Raw genomic sequence first — 14,513 nt, 5'->3', positions numbered from 1 at the left:
GCGACGCGTCAGCCCTCGTACCGCTCCAGGAACGCCTCGGTCGGCAGCGCCCGGAAGTCGGGGAGCCGGGCGCGGAGGGTCGCGTGGTCCCAGTCCCACCAGGCGAGCCGCTGCAGGCGCGCGGCGATCTCCGGCGGCTGGCGATAGCGGATCACCGTGGCGGGTACGCCCGCGACGATGGCGTAGTCCGGCACGTCGCGCGTGACGACGGCGCCGGACGCCACGACCGCGCCGTCCCCGACGCGCACGCCCGGCTTGATCATGGCGCCGTGCCCGATCCACGTGTCGTGCCCGATGGAGGTGCGGCGGGAGCGACAGTGCGCGAAGAACTCGGCGTCGTCCTCCACGTCGTCCCAGTACATGGTGCTGCGGTACATGAAGTGGTGCAGCGTGGCCCGGTCGAGCGGGTGGTCGGTGGCGCCGATGCGCACCGCGCTGGCGATGTTGGAGAAGCGGCCCACGTCCGTGTGCGCGAAGTCGCACAGCCGGTCGCAGTAGCTGTAGTCGCCGATCACGGTGTCGAGCAGGCGCGTGCTCGCGCCGATCTCCGTCCAGCGGCCGAGCGCGCTGCCGCTCATCGTGACGTCGGGGCCGATCACGGGCTCCTCGGTGAGCTTCGCGGTCATGGGGTCTCCGTCCCTCCGCGGGGTGCGGGGTCGTGGGGGTGGTGTCCCGCGGGGTGCGGGGAGGCGGCGAGCGCGGACGCGCGGGCCGCCCGGATCACGTCGAGCAGGGCCTCGCCGCCCTCGGCGACCGTGCCGTGGTTCCGCACCTCGTGGTCGGCCACCCGGTCGGGCGCGGGATCCCGGCGGGCGAGGCGCCGGGCGATGTCGTCGTCGGGCTCGCGGCCGCGCTCCCGGAGCCGGGCGGCGCGCACGTCCTCGGCCACCGTGATCCGCACCACGACCAGCCGGGCGTAGCGCGCCTGGAGCACGTCGAGCATGCTGCGGGAGACGTTCGCCACCACGGCGGCGCCCGCGCGGACGGCGTCGTCGGCCGTGGCGGGGATCCCGTAGGAGAGGCCGTGCGCGCGCCAGGTCACGGCGTACTCGCCGCGCGCGGCGGCCGCGGCGAACTCCTCGACGCCCACGGCGTCGAAGTCCTCGCCGGGCCCGGGCGGGCGGGTGATCGCGCGGCGGGGGAAGTGCGCGTCCGGTCCGCTCCGCGCGCGGGCGGCGGCGAGCAGCGCGTCCTTGCCGACGCCGCTCGCGCCGACGACGGCGACGAACGGTCCGGGGCCGAGGGGGATGCGGGCGGAGGCGTCGCTCACGACACCCGCGCTCCCCGGAGGAACACGCTCCGGACGACGGGCACGGTCCGCCCGCCGGGGTGCCGCTCGCTCGCGGGGGTGACGTGGCGGTGCACGCGCACGAGGTCGGCGCGCGCGCCCACGCGGATCGCCCCGCGGTCGTCGAGGCCGACGGCCCGCGCCGGGTCGCCGCTGACGAGCCGGACGCCGCGCGTGAGGGGCAGGATCCCGTCGGCGTCGAGCTGCACGACCGCCTGCAGCGGGCTCGCGGGCACGTAGTCGGAGGACAGCACGTCGAGCAGCCCGAGCGCGAGCAGCTCGGTGGCCGCCACGTTGCCCGACTGGCTGCCGCCGCGCACGATGTTCGGCGCGCCCATCACGATCAGCTGCCCGTGCTCCCGCGCGGCGCGGGCGGCGACCACGGTCGTCGGGAACTCGGAGATGCGCACGCCGAGCGCCGCGGACTCCTCGACGTGCGCGACGGTGGCGTCGTCGTGGGCCGCGAGCGTCACCCCGCGCGCGGTGGCGAGCTCGGCGATGGCCACGCGGTTGGGCGTCGAGTGCTCGGCGGCGACGGCCTGCAGCTCCTCCATCAGCGCGCCGATCCCGGCGGCCGACACGCGTCCCCGGCCCACCATGTACTTCGTGAACGCCTCGACGTCCGCGTACTGGCGCTGCCCGGGCGTGTGGTCCATGAGCGAGGCCAGGCGGACGGACGCGATGCGGTCGAACTCGCGGAACTCGGCGGCCGTGTCCGGCGCCGCGACCTCGCAGCGCAGGTGGATGAGGTGCTCCGCGCGCAGCAGCCCGGCGGTCCCCGCGTGCTCGATCGCCTCCGCGAGCGAGAGGGACAGGTGCGTGGCGTCGTCACGGCCCTCGAGCGTGCCGATGCGGATCGCGTCGAAGACCGTGGTGACGCCGGCGCCGCTCAGCTGGGCGTCGTGCGCGAGGACGGCGGGGACCGGATCCCAGCGCGTGCCCGGCCGGGGCTGCGCGTGCGACTCGAGGTGGTCGGTGTGCAGCTCGACGAGGCCGGGGATGAGCAGGTCGCCGTCGAGGTCGTCGCCGGTGCCGCCGGCCGCGCCGGCGGTGCCGGGGGAGATGTCGGCGACGAGGCCGTCGCGGATCAGGACGGATCCGTGCAGCACCTCGTCGTCGAGGACGATGCGGGCGTTGCGCAGGACGGTCTCGCGGCTCATCGGGGTCCTTCGGGGTCGGGCGCCGGGGCGGCGCGAGGGTGGGGCGGGGTGTCGGGGTCGTGCGAGGTGTCGGGGAGCGTGGCGTGGACGTGGGGCGGGGTGGATGGGGAGAGCGGGTGCACCGCGTGCAGGCGGAAGGGCGCGCCGGGCGCGTCCTCGATCAGGACGGCGAGCGCGTCGATCGCGACCGGCCGGTCCGTGCCGTCGGCGAACCAGGCGGCGAGGGCGGCCTCGACGAGCGGGCGTTCGGCGGCCGGGATCCGGTCGGTGAGGGTCAGGTGGAAGCGGAACCGGTCGAGCACGTGCGGGTAGCCCCAGGTCGCGAGGAGCTCGCGCTGCCGCGGGCTGAGGGACGCCGGATCCCGGCGGGCCGTCTCCGCATCCGTCGGGGGAGCGCGGAACGCGTCGAGGCCCGTGACGACGTCGGCGGCGAGCGCGTCCAGCGTCGGCGTGGGACCGGTCGGCACGAGCGCGAGGAACCCGCCGAGCGACGCGACCCGGAGCCCGGGCAGCGCGACGCGGTCCCGGGCGCCCGCGAGGCCGGCCACCGCGGCGTCGAGCTCCGCGAGGTCGCGCCCGTCGGCGAGGCGGAAGGGCGCCTTGAGCGTGCCGTGGAAGCCGTAGCGGCGGGCGTCGACCGTGATCGCGTCCACCTCGGCCCGCGTCCACCCGGCGGGCGCGGCCGGGGCCGGGGCCGGGGACCCGCCCACGACGGACCGGCCGAGCCACGCCTCGGCGCGCTCCCGCAGGAGGATCCCGGTGGCGTCGTCCGAGCCGAAGCCCGGGATCGCGTAGACCGCGACGCGCGTCATCGCGCGGCCTCCGCGAGCGCGCCCGCCTCGAGCGCCGCCTCCGCGAGCGCCGGCACGAACGCCTCCACGTCCACGATCCGGTCGGCGACCGCCGCCCGTACCTCCGCGTCGTGGAAGATCCCGAGCATGCCGACGCCGGCGTCGCGCTTCTCGGCGATCAGCTCGACCACCACGTCGCGGTTCCGCGCGTCGAGGGACGCGGTCGGCTCGTCGAGGAGGAGCAGGGGCAGCTCGGGCAGGAACCCGCGCGCCACGTTCACGCGCTGCTGCTCGCCGCCGGAGAAGGTGGCGGGCGGCAGCGACCACAGCCGCTCCGGGATGGAGAGGCGCGTGAGCATCCGCGCCGCGCGGTCGCGGGCCTCCTCCGCCGCGACGCCGCGCTCCACGAGCGGCTCGGCCACCACGTCGAGCGTGCCGACGCGGGGGACGCAGCGGAGGAACTGGCTCACGTAGCCGACGGCGTCGCGTCGCGCGGCGAGCACCGCGCGCGGCGCGGCCGTGACGATGTCCACCGCGCCGCGGGGCCCGGGCCCGAGCACGAGGATCCGCCCGCGGTCGGCCTGGTAGTTGCCGTAGACGAGCTTCAGCACCGTGCTCTTGCCGGCCCCCGACGGGCCGCCGAGCACGACGCTCTCGCCGCGGCCGACGACGAAGGAGAGGCCGTCGAGGACGGCGAGTCGCTGCCCGCCCTGCAGGTGCATCGTGAAGGTCTTGGCGACCCCGTCGACGGTGAGGACGGGGACGGGGACGGGCGCGGATCCGGGCGTGCTCCCGGCGGTGCTTCCGGTCATGGGGCGGATCATCCTTGCAGGATCGAGGAGACGAGCAGCTGGGTGTACGCGGCCTGCGGGTCGTCGAGCACCCGGTCGGTGAGGCCGGACTCGATGACGCGGCCGTCCTTCATCACGAGCGTGCGGTGCGAGATGAGGCGGGCGACCGCGAGGTCATGGGTGACGATGACGACCGCGAGGCCGAGCTCCGCCACGAGGCCGCGGATGAGGTCGAGCAGGCGGGCCTGCACGGAGACGTCGAGGCCGCTCGTCGGCTCGTCCATGAAGACGAGCCGCGGCGAGACGACGAGGTTCCGGGCGATCTGCAGCCGCTGCCGCATGCCGCCGGAGAACGTCGTCGGGTGGTCGTCGATGCGGTCGACGGGGATCTCCACGTGCCGCAGCCACTCGGCCGCCGTCTCGCGGATCCGCCCGTAGTTCCGCCACCCGTTCGTCATGAGCGGCTCGCCGACGTTGCCGCCCGCGCTCACGTGCATGCGCAGGCCGTCGGCCGGATCCTGGTGCACGAAGCCCCACTCGCTCCGCCAGAGCCGGCGCACCGCGCTCTCGGACAGGTCCGCCAGCTCCACCGTCTCACCGTCGGCCAGGCGGTAGCGGATGCTGCCCTCGCTGAGCGCGAGCCGCTGGGACAGGGTGCCGAGCAGGGTCGACTTCCCGGATCCGGACTCGCCCACGACCGCGAGCACCTCGCCCGGCCAGAGGTCGAAGTCGACGTCGCGGCAGCCGTAGCGGTCGCCGTAGCGGTGGGCGGCCCCGCGGACCTCGAGCAGCGGTCGGTCGTCGTCGCTCACGCGAGCGCCTCCTCGTCGTGGGCGCGGGCCGCGTCGGCGGGCGCCGCCGTGCGCTCGCAGTGGTCGGTGTCGGAGCAGACGTACACGGACGCGCCGCGGTCGTCGGTGATGACCTCGTCGAGGTACACGCCGGTGGACCCGCAGATCGCGCACGGGTCGGCGAACGTCTGCGGCTCGAACGGGTGGTCCTCGAAGCCGAGGCTCTCCACGCGCGTGAACGGCGGCACGGCGTAGATGCGCTTCTCGCGGCCGGCGCCGAACAGCTGGAGCGCGGGGCTCATGTGCATCTTCGGGTTGTCGAACGACGGGATCGGCGACGGCGCCATGAGGTACCGGCCGTCGACCATCACGGGGTAGTCGTACGTCTTGGCGACGTGCCCGTAGCGCGCGATGTCCTCGTAGAGCTTCACGTACATCAGCCCGTACTCCTCGAGCGCGTGGAGGCGCCGGGTCTCCGTCTCGCGCGGCTCGAGGAAGCGCAGCGGCTCCGGCATGGGCACCTGGTAGACGACGACCTGGCCGTCGGCGAGCGGCGTCTCGGGGATCCGGTGCCGGGTCTGGATCACGGTGGCCTCGTCGGTGCGCGTGGTCGTGGCGATCCCGGCGACGGACGCGAAGAACTGCCGGATCGACACCGCGTTCGTGGTGTCGTCCGCGCCCTGGTCGATCACCTTCAGCACGTCGTCCTCGCCGATGATCGCGGCCGTCACCTGCACGCCGCCCGTGCCCCAGCCGCGCGGCATCGGGACCTCGCGGCTCGCGAACGGCACCTGGAACCCGGGGATCGCGACGGCCTTGAGGAGCGCGCGGCGGATCATGCGCTTGGTCTGCTCGTCGAGGTAGCCGAGGTTGTAGCCGATGAGGGAGGAGCTCATGCGCGGGCCCCCGGTCCGGCCGGGACGGTCGCGGCGGTGGCGGTGGCGGTTGCGGTGTCCGCGTCGGCCGAGGCCGCGTCCGCAGGACCCGCGCCGTCCGCGTGCCGCTCCTCCCACTCCCGCGCCAGCCGCCGCACGAGCACGAGCTCCGCCTGGAAGTCCACGTAGTGCGGCAGCTTCAGGTGCTCGACGAAGCCCGTCGCCTGCACGTTGTCGCAGTGGCTGATCACGAACTCCTCGTCCTGCGCGGGGGCGGTCGCGCGCTCGCCGAGCTCGTCGGCCCGGAGCGCCCGGTCGACGAGCGCCATCGACATGGCCTTCCGCTCGCTCCGCCCGAAGGCGAGGCCGTAGCCGCGCGTGAACCGTGCCGGCTGGTCGGCGCTGCCCGTGAACTGGTTGACCATCTGGCACTCCGTGACCTCGATGCGCCCGAGCGGCACCGCGAATCCGAGCTCCGGCGCGTCGAGCTCCACCTCCACCTCGCCCACGCGGATCTCGCCCGCGAACGGGTGGGTCGTGCCGAAGCCGCGCTGGGTCGAGTAGCCGAGGCCGAGGAGGAACCCCTCGTCGCCGCGGGCCAGGGCCTGCAGGCGCTCGGCGCGCGTCATCGGGTACACGGTGGGCTCGCGCGTGATGTCGGCGGGCTCCTCGTCGTCCTGGCCGGGGTGGGAGTCGGGCTCGATGAGCGAGGTGGCGCCGAGCAGGTCGGCGACGCGCGGCATCGTGGCGCCCGCGCCCGCGCCCGCGTCCTCCGCGCGCGTCGAGACGTCCGCGGGCTCCGCGTCCGAGAACAGGCGGTGCGTGTAGTCGAAGGTGGCGCCGAGCTGCTGGCCGCCCGGCAGGTCCTTGAAGGTGGCGGACACGCGGCGCTGCGGCGGGAGACCGGCGGTGTCCACCGGCAGCGTGTAGCCGAAGCGCGGCAGCGTCGTGCGGTAGGAGCGCAGCAGGGTGACCGCCTCCAGCACGTCGCCCTGGGCCTGGAGGAGGGCGCGGGCGGCGAGCTCGGGATCGTGCAGCGAGCCCTCGGTCATCACGCGGGAGACGAGGACGCCGAGCTGGCCGGCGACCTGCCCAGCCTCGAGCGGACGGGATCCGGGAGCGCCCCGGCCCTCCTGGGCGAGCAGGGCGTGCGCGGCGGCGATGGCCCGCTCCCCGCCCTTGACGGCGACGTACATGTCAGGCCTCCGATCGGGGCTCGGCCGCCCGGAGGCGGGTGGTGCGGGGGAGCCCGGCGACGGATCCCGCATCGACGAGGAGCAGGTCGATGCCGCGCGGGAAGCAGGCGCCGTTCGCCCGCCAGGCGTCGAGGAACGCGTCGTCGGCCCAGGGGGCGTCGGCGACGGCGTGCCCGTCGATCCCGGGGCCCTCGGCGCGGATGCGGAGGGAGCCCGCGGCGCCGCGCACGTCGAGGAGGACGGTCGCGGAGCGGTGCGGCTCCTCGTCGGTGCCGGCGGCCAGCTCCGCGAGCGGGGGCAGCGACGCCGGGTCGGCGAGGACGAAGGCGGCGTCGGCGGGGTCGGCGACGATCCGCACGCCCGTGTGGAACGTGAGCCAGGACGTGACCTCGGCGTCGGCCGTGCGCCGCGGGTCGAGCCACAGCGCGGACTCCTCGTCGAGCACGGTGAGGGCGACGGCACCGAGTCCCGGGCCGAGGCCGGCGGGCGCCTCGGCGGGTCCGGTGAGCGGGTGGATCCTGGTCGGGTGCGCGAGCGCGTCGAGGAGCGCGCGGAAGGCGGCCTGCGCGCCGCGGGTCGCGTCGGCGAAGCCCGGAGCGGGGATGCCGGGCGCCGGGATGCCGGGCGCGGCAGTCCCGGGTGCGCGGCCCGCCACGGCGCTCACGCGTGCTCCCGGGCGACCGTGAAGAAGTCCACGAGCGTGCTGCGGGCCTCGGCGGCGCGCCTCGCGTCCGCCTCCGCCCGCTCGCGCTCGAGCGGCGCGACGACCTCCGCGAGCACGCGGTCGTGCAGCCCGGCGTCGAGGAGCATCCCGTCGAAGAGGGCGGCGAGGCGGGCGTGCTCGAGGTCGGATCCGAGGACATAGGAGCTGCCGAGGGCATCCGCCGCCATCGCGGGCCCGTGCAGCCGCAGGGTGGCGCGCGTGACCGTGGCCTCGCCGAGGTTGAAGCGCGCGCCCCCGGCGTCGACGCGGCCGCGGACCATGACGAGCCCGGCCTCCGGGCCGCGGATGTGCTGGACCTCGGGCTTGGGCTCCCACGCGGTCCACGCGGCGTCGAGCGCTCCCACGTCGGCGGCCGAGAGGACGCGCATCCAGCGTTGGCGGGCGGCGGCGTCCTCCCGTGCGGTCGTGCTGGTCGTGGTCGTCGTCATGGCCGCGATCCCTCCAAGTTGTCTGCTCATCTAGATAAGTGGACCCTAGCGGCGGAGGGGGAGCGGGAGCGCGCGCCCGCGCGACGAGCTGGTCGCGGGCAGGTGAACAGTGGGGAACGCGGGCGGCGGCGGAGAGCCCGGCGGTCCGGATCCGCGTCGGCGCGCCGATCCGGGGCCACGCGCCCCCGCTAGCATCGAGAGGACATGGCCACCCAGAGCAGATCCACGAGCGGGTACTCCGCCTGGCGGCTCATCGCGGAGGAGCTGCGCGCCGAGATCATGCAGGGCGCGGTGCCGGCCGGCGCGAAGCTCGCGTCGGAGAGCGAGCTCGCCGAGCGCTTCGAGGTGCACCGCCACACCGTGCGGCAGGCCGTCGCGGCCCTCGCGGCCGACGGGCTCGTCGTCTCGCGGCGGGGCAGCGGCACGTTCGTGACCGCGCACGACGTGATCGTCCACCGCATCGGCCTCCGCACGCGGCTCAGCGACAGCCTGGGCGGCCGCGGCTCCGCGTCCACGGGCGAGCTGCTCGAGTGGGCCGTGGAGGATCCGCCCGCCGACGTCGCCGAGCGCCTCGCCCTCGCCGGTCGCCCCGCCCTCCGCCTCGAGACGCTGCGGCTCGTCGAGGGCCGCCCGGTCGTCCGCGGCACCTCGTGGCTCGTGGACGAGCTCGTGCCCGGCATCGTCGACCGCTACGGGCCCGACGGGTCGATGACGAACGCCCTGCGCGCCGTCGGCGTCGACGACTACCTGCGCGCCACCACCACCGTGACCGGCCGGCTCGCGACGGCCGCCGAGTCCGCGGAGCTGCGGCTCGCGTCCGGCGCGGTCGTCCTCGTGGTCCGCGCGCTCAACACGCTGCCGGACGGCACGCCGCTGCTCCTCAACGTGACGCGGTTCGCGGCCGATCGCGTCGAGCTCGACGTGGAGCACGGCCGGGCCTAAGCGACGGGGAGGCCGCCGCGCACCGCGTATCCTGAGCGCATGCGCGGATTCCGTCGTGGCGGATCCGCGAGCACCCCCGAGCCCGGCGACGGCGGGATGCCCGACACGCGCGGCCCAGTCCGCGCCCCGCGCGCTCCCCGCGCTCCCCGCGCTCCCCGCGCTCCCCGCGCGAAGCTGCCGCGCGACGTGCTCGTCCTCGGCGTCATCGCGTTCTTCGTGATGGTCGGCTTCGGCGTGGTCGTGCCCGTGCTGCCCGTGTACGCGCGCAGCTTCGGGGTCGGCAGCTTCGAGATCGGCGCGGTCATCTCCGCGTTCGCGCTCATGCGGCTCGTGATGAGCCCGTTCGTGGCGCGGATCATGGACTGGACGGGCGAGCGCACCGTGCTCGCCATCGGCCTCGCGATCGTCGCCCTCTCCTCCGGCCTCGCGGGCCTCGCGCAGGACTACCTGCAGCTCCTGCTCCTCCGCGGCGCGGGCGGCATCGGGTCGGCCATGTTCTCGGTGGCGGCCATGACGCTGCTGCTCGGCTCGACGGATCCCACCCGCCGGGCCCGCGCGATCGGCTTCTACCAGGGCGGCTTCCTCATCGGCGGCATGGCCGGGCCCGCGCTCGGCGCCGTGCTCGCGACCGTCTCGCTCACCGCTCCCTTCTTCTTCTACGCGGCGACCCTCGCGGTCGCGAGCGTCATCGGCCTCCTGCTGCTGTCGAAGCGCACGGGCCCGGCGGATGCGACCGGCCCCGCCGAGCCGCCGCGGCCCTTCGCCGAGGTGCTCCGCGACACCCGCTACCGCGGCGCGCTGCTCGCCAACCTCGGCAACGGGTGGGCGTCGATGGGCGTCCGCAGCTCGCTGATCCCGCTGCTCGTCGTGGAGGTGATCCGCGCGCCCGCCGCCTCCACCGGCATCGCGTTCGCGTGCGCCGCCGTCGTGCAGGCCCTCGCGCTCGCGCCGGCCGCGCGCTTCGTCGACACGGTGGGCCGCCGGCCCGCGATCGTCGGCTCGTTCGCCGTCGCCGGCGTGTTGATGGTCGCCATCCCGTTCGCGCCGAACGTCATCGTGCTCACGATCCTGCTCTGCCTGTTCGGCGCGGCCGCGTCGTTCATGGGCACGGCACCGGGGGCCGCGGTGGGTGACGCCGCGGGCGGCCGCAGCGGCCGTCCCGTCGCTGTCTTCTCGATGGTCTCGGACCTCGGTGCCATCGTCGGCCCGCTCGTCGCGGGCTACCTCGCCGACGCCGTGTCGTTCCCCGTCGCCTTCGCGACCGGCGCCGTGCTGCTGCTCGCCGCCTCCGCGTACGCGCTGCTGCGCATGCCGCGGGACGAGCGCACGGCCGCGCCCGCCGCCGCCTGATCCGCGGCAGCCCGATCCGCCGCCATGCGATCCGAGTCCCTTCGATCCGCGGCCGCCCGATCCGTCGTCCGGCCGCTCCTCCCCAGGCGGATCCGCGGTCGGAGCGCCCGTCCTCGGACGTCATGCGCAGGATCCGCCGCGCGCTGTCCGTATCCTCGACTCCGTGACGACTCCCCCGAAGAAGCCGCTTCCCCTCGAGCACGACTCCACCCGCGACGGCACCCGCGACGCCGTGGAGCCCGCTCTCCGCTCGGACGTCAGCCACCTCGGCGGCCTCCTCGGCCAGGTGCTCCGCGAGTCCGGCGGCCAGGATCTGCTGGACGACGTGGAGCGGCTCCGCGAGCTGGTCATCGACGCGTACGAGAGCGCGCGCGACGCGTCCATCGACGACGCCGAGCGGCTCGTCGCCACCTTCACGCCCGAGCGCGCCGAGCAGGTCGCCCGCGCGTTCACCTGCTACTTCCATCTCGCGAACCTCGCCGAGGAGCACCACCGCGTGCGCGTCCTCCGCGAGCGCGAGGCGGCGTCGGGCTTCGTGCCCGACTCCATCCCGGATGCGGTCGGCAAGCTCACCGCGGAGCTCGGCCGCGAGGAGGCCATGCGCCGCCTCGGCGAGATGCGGTTCCACCCGGTGCTCACGGCGCACCCCACCGAGGCCCGGCGTCGGGCGGTGGCCACGGGGATCCGCCGCATCGGCGACCTCCTCACCGAGCGCGACGGCGCCATGGCCGGCACGCTCACGGGCCAGGACGTCGACCGGCGGCTGCTCGAGGAGATCGACGGCCTGTGGCGCACGTCGCCGCTGCGCACCACCCGGCCCACCCCGCTCGACGAGGTGCGCACGGCCATGGGCGTCTTCGACCAGACGCTGTTCGAGGTCGTGCCGCGCGTCTACCGGCTGCTCGACGACTGGCTGCTCGGCGAGGAGGCCGGCGTGCGCGACGCCGTGGCGCCCGCCTTCTTCCGGCTCGGCAACTGGATCGCCGCGGATCGCGACGGCAACCCGTACGTCACCGCGGCGGTCACCGAGGACGCCGCGGGCATCGCCAGCGAGCACATCCTGCTCGGGCTCGAGCGCGTCGCCCTCCGCGTCGGCCGCTCACTCACGCTCGGCGACGCCGACACCCCGCCGAGCCCCGAGCTCCGCGAGCTGGCCGCCGCGCAGGACGCGCTCGCGCCGCACCTCACCGCCCGCATCGGCACGCGCGCGCCGGCCGAGCTGCACCGCCGCGTGCTCCTCGTCATCGCCGGCCGCCTCGCCGCCACGCGCGAGCGCCACGACGATCCCATCGCCTACCCGTCCGCCGCCGAGCTGCTGGCCGACCTCCGCGTGCTCCAGGCGTCGCTCCGCAGCGCCGGCGCGCACCGCATCGCGGGCGGCGAGCTGCAGGGCCTCGTCTGGCAGGCGGAGACCTTCGGCTTCCACCTCGCCGAGATGGAGGTGCGCCAGCACTCGCAGGTGCACCGCGAGGCCCTCCGCGAGGTGCTCGCCGTGGCCTCGGCCGATGCATCCGGCGACCAGGCGCCCGAGCTCGCGCCCATGACGGTGGAGGTGCTCGACGTCTTCCGCACGCTCGCCCGCCTGCAGGAGCGGCACGGCGTCGCGCCGTTCTCCCGCTTCATCGTCTCGTTCACGCAGTCGGCCGACGACATCCGCACGGTGCACGAGCTGGCCGCGCTCGCCCTCGGCTCCGCGGAGGAGGCGCCCGTCCTCGACGTCATCCCGCTGTTCGAGACGTTCGCCGACCTGAACGCGAGCACCGAGATCCTCGACGGCATGATCCGCCTGCCCCAGGTCGCGGCCCGCCTCGCGCAGACGGGCCGGAAGCTCGAGGTCATGCTCGGCTACTCCGACTCCTCCAAGGACGTCGGCCCGGTGTCGGCGACCTTCGCGCTGTTCGACGCGCAGGCGCGCATCGCCGCGTGGGCACGCGAGAACGACATCGAGCTCACGCTCTTCCACGGCCGTGGCGGAGCCCTCGGCCGCGGTGGCGGACCGGCCGACCGCGCCGTGCGGGCCCAGCCGCCGGGATCCGTCGACGGCCGCTTCAAGCTCACCGAGCAGGGCGAGGTGATCTTCGCCCACTACGGCGACAAGCGCATCGCCGCCCGCCACATCGAGCAGATGGCCGCGGCCACGCTGCTGGCGTCCGCGCCCTCGAACGAGGAGCGCAACGCGGTAGCCGCCGAGGGATCCGCCGAGATGGTCCGCGTCATGGACGAGGCCTCGCGCGCCCGCTTCTTCGAGCTCGTGAAGGCGCCCGGCTTCGCGCCGTGGTTCGCGCAGGTCACGCCCATGGAGGAGATCGGGCTGCTGGCGCTCGGCTCCCGGCCCGCCCGCCGCGGCCTGTCGGTCGAGTCGCTGGAGGACCTGCGGGCCATCCCGTGGGTGTTCGCGTGGACGCAGGCGCGCATCAACCTCACGGGCTGGTTCGGGCTCGGCTCCGCGCTCGCCGCCGTGGGCGACGAGGCGGTGCTCCGCAGGGCCTACGACGAGTGGCCGCTGTTCACGTCGATGATCGACAACGTCGAGATGTCGCTCGCCAAGACCGACGGCCGCCTCGCGGAGCGCTACCTCGCGCTCGGCGACCGACCGGATCTCGCGGCGCTCGTCACCGAGGAGATGGAGCTCACGCGCGAGTGGGTGCGGAAGGCGACCGGCCGCGGCGAGATCCTCGAGGGCCGGCCGGTGCTGCGCCGCGCGGTGCGCCTCCGGAGTCCGTACGTCGACGCGCTCTCGCTGCTGCAGCTGCGGGCCCTGCGCGCGCTGCGCACGTCGGCCTCTGATGCGGCGGGCCGGGGCGCTCCCGGCCAGGCCGACCCGACGGATCCGGATCACCGGCTCCTGCTGCTCACCGTCAACGGCATCGCGGCGGGGCTGCAGAACACGGGCTGACGCGCGATCACGTCGGAGCGGTTGCCGGCCATCGAGCTGGGACCCGCGATTCCGCGGCCGCTGCCCGACCTGGCAGTGGACCGGGAGGGATGGCGAGCACGTTCGTCCGCTGCCCTGCGGTAGGCGCCCACCCGGCAGCGCCAAGCGGCCGCGCGCCCGCTTGCAGGGGATGCCGAACGAGGGTCATGCTTGCCTGGTGTGGAGGTCGCGGAAGAACAGCGGTAGCGGGACGCCCCCGGCGCCTGGCGAAGTCTGGATCGTCTTGCAGGATGAGTCGCCCCACAACACGGTGCTCGGTGTCTTCGCACGCGAGCCCGAGGCTTCGCAGTTCGCCGACGAGGTGGAAGCGCGGTTCCCGCAGGGTGTCATCTACACGCGCTTCCGAGTCGGCTATCGCTATGACCCCGGGCCGGGTCACGTGGAGTTCGGGCCGGCCGGAGACTAGCCCGGACGTCAGCGGGGGCCGTGAGGCGCCCGCCGACTCATTTCACGGGTTGGTGCCGCAGGGAAGCTCGGCTTCCTCGTAGGCGGACGCAGCGCCAGTGCTGCCAGTCGGGAACGTGCCCGTACTGCGACCCGCAGTCGGCAAGGCGCATCTTCGGAGGCCGGAGGGGCGAGCCGGTGACATCGGCATCCCACCGTGGCCGACGTCGGGCGGACGAAGCCATGCCCATGGAGTCGTGCAGCGCGGCTCCATCAGGAGCGTGACCTGCTCGCGCACGCGAGCATCAGGCCCGACCGTCACGCGTCCGCTGCGTGCGGTCGCGCGAGAGCGGGAACCGGCGATCCAGGCGCGGACTGAGGACCACGAGGAACAGGAACACCGCGAGCAGCCATCCGGCGATCCAGTAGGCGGGGATGATGTAGATCGCGTGGTTCGCGAACGCGTCCGTCGTGATGCCGACGATCACGGCGATCGTGAGCAGCGCGCCGACGCCGTAGTAGAGGGCTTCGAGCCCGTCGGTGATCGTGTCGCGGCGTTCCTGCTGCCGCGCGGCGCTTGTGTCGGGGGCGGTGACGGCGCGTCCGTGGTCGCTCTCGTCGAGGGTGGCGGACAGGTCGCCCACCGGCACGTCGAGCGCGTTCGCGACACGCGTGAGCGTGTCGAGGCTGGCGTCGTTGCCGGCTTCGAGGCGCTGCACCGTGCGGACGGTGATGCCGCTGGCCTCAGCGAGGCGTTCCTGGGTCCAGCCGCGCTGCGTGCGGAGGTCGACGATCCGTGTCCCGTTCATGGTCTCCACAGTAGGGACGGGCCCCCGGCGCCGGCCACGACATCGACCC

At 74.9% G+C, this 14,513-nt stretch carries 14 protein-coding genes; 3 read left to right on the top strand and 11 right to left on the bottom strand.

What is annotated here, in order from left to right; translation table 11 throughout:
- Positions 1-8: 8 nt before the first annotated feature.
- From AWH51_RS01850 to phnG, 10 genes are read right to left on the bottom strand one after another with little or no spacing between them, the layout of a single operon-like run.
- On the bottom strand, positions 9-626 hold the full coding sequence (locus AWH51_RS01850) for a DapH/DapD/GlmU-related protein (RefSeq protein WP_063070435.1): 618 nt from the start codon (positions 624-626) through the stop codon (positions 9-11).
- Complete coding sequence (gene phnN / locus AWH51_RS01845; RefSeq protein WP_063070434.1) at positions 623-1,270, bottom strand: phosphonate metabolism protein/1,5-bisphosphokinase (PRPP-forming) PhnN; 648 nt, start codon at positions 1,268-1,270, stop codon at positions 623-625. The genes AWH51_RS01850 and phnN overlap by 4 nt, the downstream gene beginning before the upstream one ends.
- Positions 1,267-2,448 carry an alpha-D-ribose 1-methylphosphonate 5-triphosphate diphosphatase gene (locus AWH51_RS01840; RefSeq protein WP_063070433.1) on the bottom strand — a complete coding sequence of 394 codons (1,182 nt, stop codon included), beginning with the start codon at positions 2,446-2,448 and terminating at the stop codon, positions 1,267-1,269. The genes phnN and AWH51_RS01840 overlap by 4 nt, the downstream gene beginning before the upstream one ends.
- On the bottom strand, positions 2,445-3,260 hold the full coding sequence (locus tag AWH51_RS01835; RefSeq protein WP_081234777.1) for a DUF1045 domain-containing protein: 816 nt from the start codon (positions 3,258-3,260) through the stop codon (positions 2,445-2,447). Before AWH51_RS01835 ends, AWH51_RS01840 begins: the two co-directional genes overlap by 4 nt.
- Positions 3,257-4,051, bottom strand: coding sequence for a phosphonate C-P lyase system protein PhnL (gene phnL / locus AWH51_RS01830; RefSeq protein WP_063070432.1), 795 nt, complete (start codon positions 4,049-4,051; stop codon positions 3,257-3,259). The genes AWH51_RS01835 and phnL overlap by 4 nt, the downstream gene beginning before the upstream one ends.
- Positions 4,052-4,059: 8 nt before the next feature.
- The gene (phnK, locus tag AWH51_RS01825) at positions 4,060-4,842 is read right to left on the bottom strand and encodes a phosphonate C-P lyase system protein PhnK (protein WP_063070431.1); all 783 of its coding nucleotides are present in this window, start codon (positions 4,840-4,842) and stop codon (positions 4,060-4,062) included.
- A complete protein-coding gene (locus AWH51_RS01820) occupies positions 4,839-5,717 on the bottom strand; it encodes an alpha-D-ribose 1-methylphosphonate 5-phosphate C-P-lyase PhnJ (RefSeq protein ID WP_063070430.1) in 879 nt (292 codons plus the stop codon). The genes phnK and AWH51_RS01820 overlap by 4 nt, the downstream gene beginning before the upstream one ends.
- Positions 5,714-6,892, bottom strand: coding sequence for a carbon-phosphorus lyase complex subunit PhnI (locus AWH51_RS01815; RefSeq protein ID WP_063070429.1), 1,179 nt, complete (start codon positions 6,890-6,892; stop codon positions 5,714-5,716). Before AWH51_RS01815 ends, AWH51_RS01820 begins: the two co-directional genes overlap by 4 nt.
- Before the next feature lies 1 nt (position 6,893).
- Positions 6,894-7,556, bottom strand: coding sequence for a phosphonate C-P lyase system protein PhnH (phnH, locus tag AWH51_RS01810; RefSeq protein WP_063070428.1), 663 nt, complete (start codon positions 7,554-7,556; stop codon positions 6,894-6,896).
- Positions 7,553-8,044, bottom strand: a complete 492-nt coding sequence (phnG, locus tag AWH51_RS01805) for a phosphonate C-P lyase system protein PhnG (RefSeq protein WP_063070427.1) — start codon at positions 8,042-8,044, stop codon at positions 7,553-7,555. The genes phnH and phnG overlap by 4 nt, the downstream gene beginning before the upstream one ends.
- A gap of 204 nt (positions 8,045-8,248) precedes the next feature.
- On the opposite strand from phnG, the gene phnF reads away from it, so the two are divergent.
- The 3 genes from phnF (at position 8,249) to AWH51_RS01790 (ending at position 13,232) form a co-directional block, all read left to right on the top strand.
- On the top strand, positions 8,249-8,986 hold the full coding sequence (phnF, locus tag AWH51_RS01800) for a phosphonate metabolism transcriptional regulator PhnF (protein WP_063070426.1): 738 nt from the start codon (positions 8,249-8,251) through the stop codon (positions 8,984-8,986).
- A 39-nt stretch (positions 8,987-9,025) separates the two neighbouring features.
- Positions 9,026-10,336 (top strand): MFS transporter, encoded by a 1,311-nt coding sequence (locus tag AWH51_RS01795; RefSeq protein ID WP_254654431.1) that lies wholly within the window; start codon positions 9,026-9,028, stop codon positions 10,334-10,336.
- A 163-nt stretch (positions 10,337-10,499) separates the two neighbouring features.
- Entirely contained in the window at positions 10,500-13,232 is a 2,733-nt protein-coding gene (locus tag AWH51_RS01790) for a phosphoenolpyruvate carboxylase (RefSeq protein ID WP_063070425.1), read from the top strand.
- Between the two features lie 728 nt (positions 13,233-13,960).
- Here AWH51_RS01790 and AWH51_RS01780 read toward each other — a convergent pair.
- Entirely contained in the window at positions 13,961-14,464 is a 504-nt protein-coding gene (locus AWH51_RS01780; protein WP_063070424.1) for a helix-turn-helix domain-containing protein, read from the bottom strand.
- Positions 14,465-14,513 lie beyond the last annotated feature (49 nt).

It is taken from the genome of Clavibacter tessellarius, from assembly GCF_001618005.1.
Classification (GTDB): domain Bacteria; phylum Actinomycetota; class Actinomycetes; order Actinomycetales; family Microbacteriaceae; genus Clavibacter; species Clavibacter tessellarius_A.
The sequence above is the reverse complement of the archived record's forward strand: the minus strand, read 5'-3'. Positions and strand labels throughout refer to the sequence as shown.

Bases quoted from the DNA above. Each gene is read 5' to 3' on its own strand.
- AWH51_RS01850 (WP_063070435.1), bottom strand. From the start codon at position 626: ATGACCGCGAAGCTCACCGAGGAGCCCGTGATCGGCCCCGACGTCACG.
- AWH51_RS01840 (WP_063070433.1), bottom strand. From the start codon at position 2,448: ATGAGCCGCGAGACCGTCCTGCGCAACGCCCGCATCGTCCTCGACGAC.
- AWH51_RS01835 (WP_081234777.1), bottom strand. From the start codon at position 3,260: ATGACGCGCGTCGCGGTCTACGCGATCCCGGGCTTCGGCTCGGACGAC.
- phnL (WP_063070432.1), bottom strand. From the start codon at position 4,051: ATGACCGGAAGCACCGCCGGGAGCACGCCCGGATCCGCGCCCGTCCCC.
- AWH51_RS01820 (WP_063070430.1), bottom strand. From the start codon at position 5,717: ATGAGCTCCTCCCTCATCGGCTACAACCTCGGCTACCTCGACGAGCAG.
- AWH51_RS01815 (WP_063070429.1), bottom strand. From the start codon at position 6,892: ATGTACGTCGCCGTCAAGGGCGGGGAGCGGGCCATCGCCGCCGCGCAC.
- phnG (WP_063070427.1), bottom strand. From the start codon at position 8,044: ATGACGACGACCACGACCAGCACGACCGCACGGGAGGACGCCGCCGCC.
- phnF (WP_063070426.1), top strand. From the start codon at position 8,249: ATGGCCACCCAGAGCAGATCCACGAGCGGGTACTCCGCCTGGCGGCTC.
- AWH51_RS01795 (WP_254654431.1), top strand. From the start codon at position 9,026: ATGCGCGGATTCCGTCGTGGCGGATCCGCGAGCACCCCCGAGCCCGGC.
- AWH51_RS01780 (WP_063070424.1), bottom strand. From the start codon at position 14,464: ATGAACGGGACACGGATCGTCGACCTCCGCACGCAGCGCGGCTGGACC.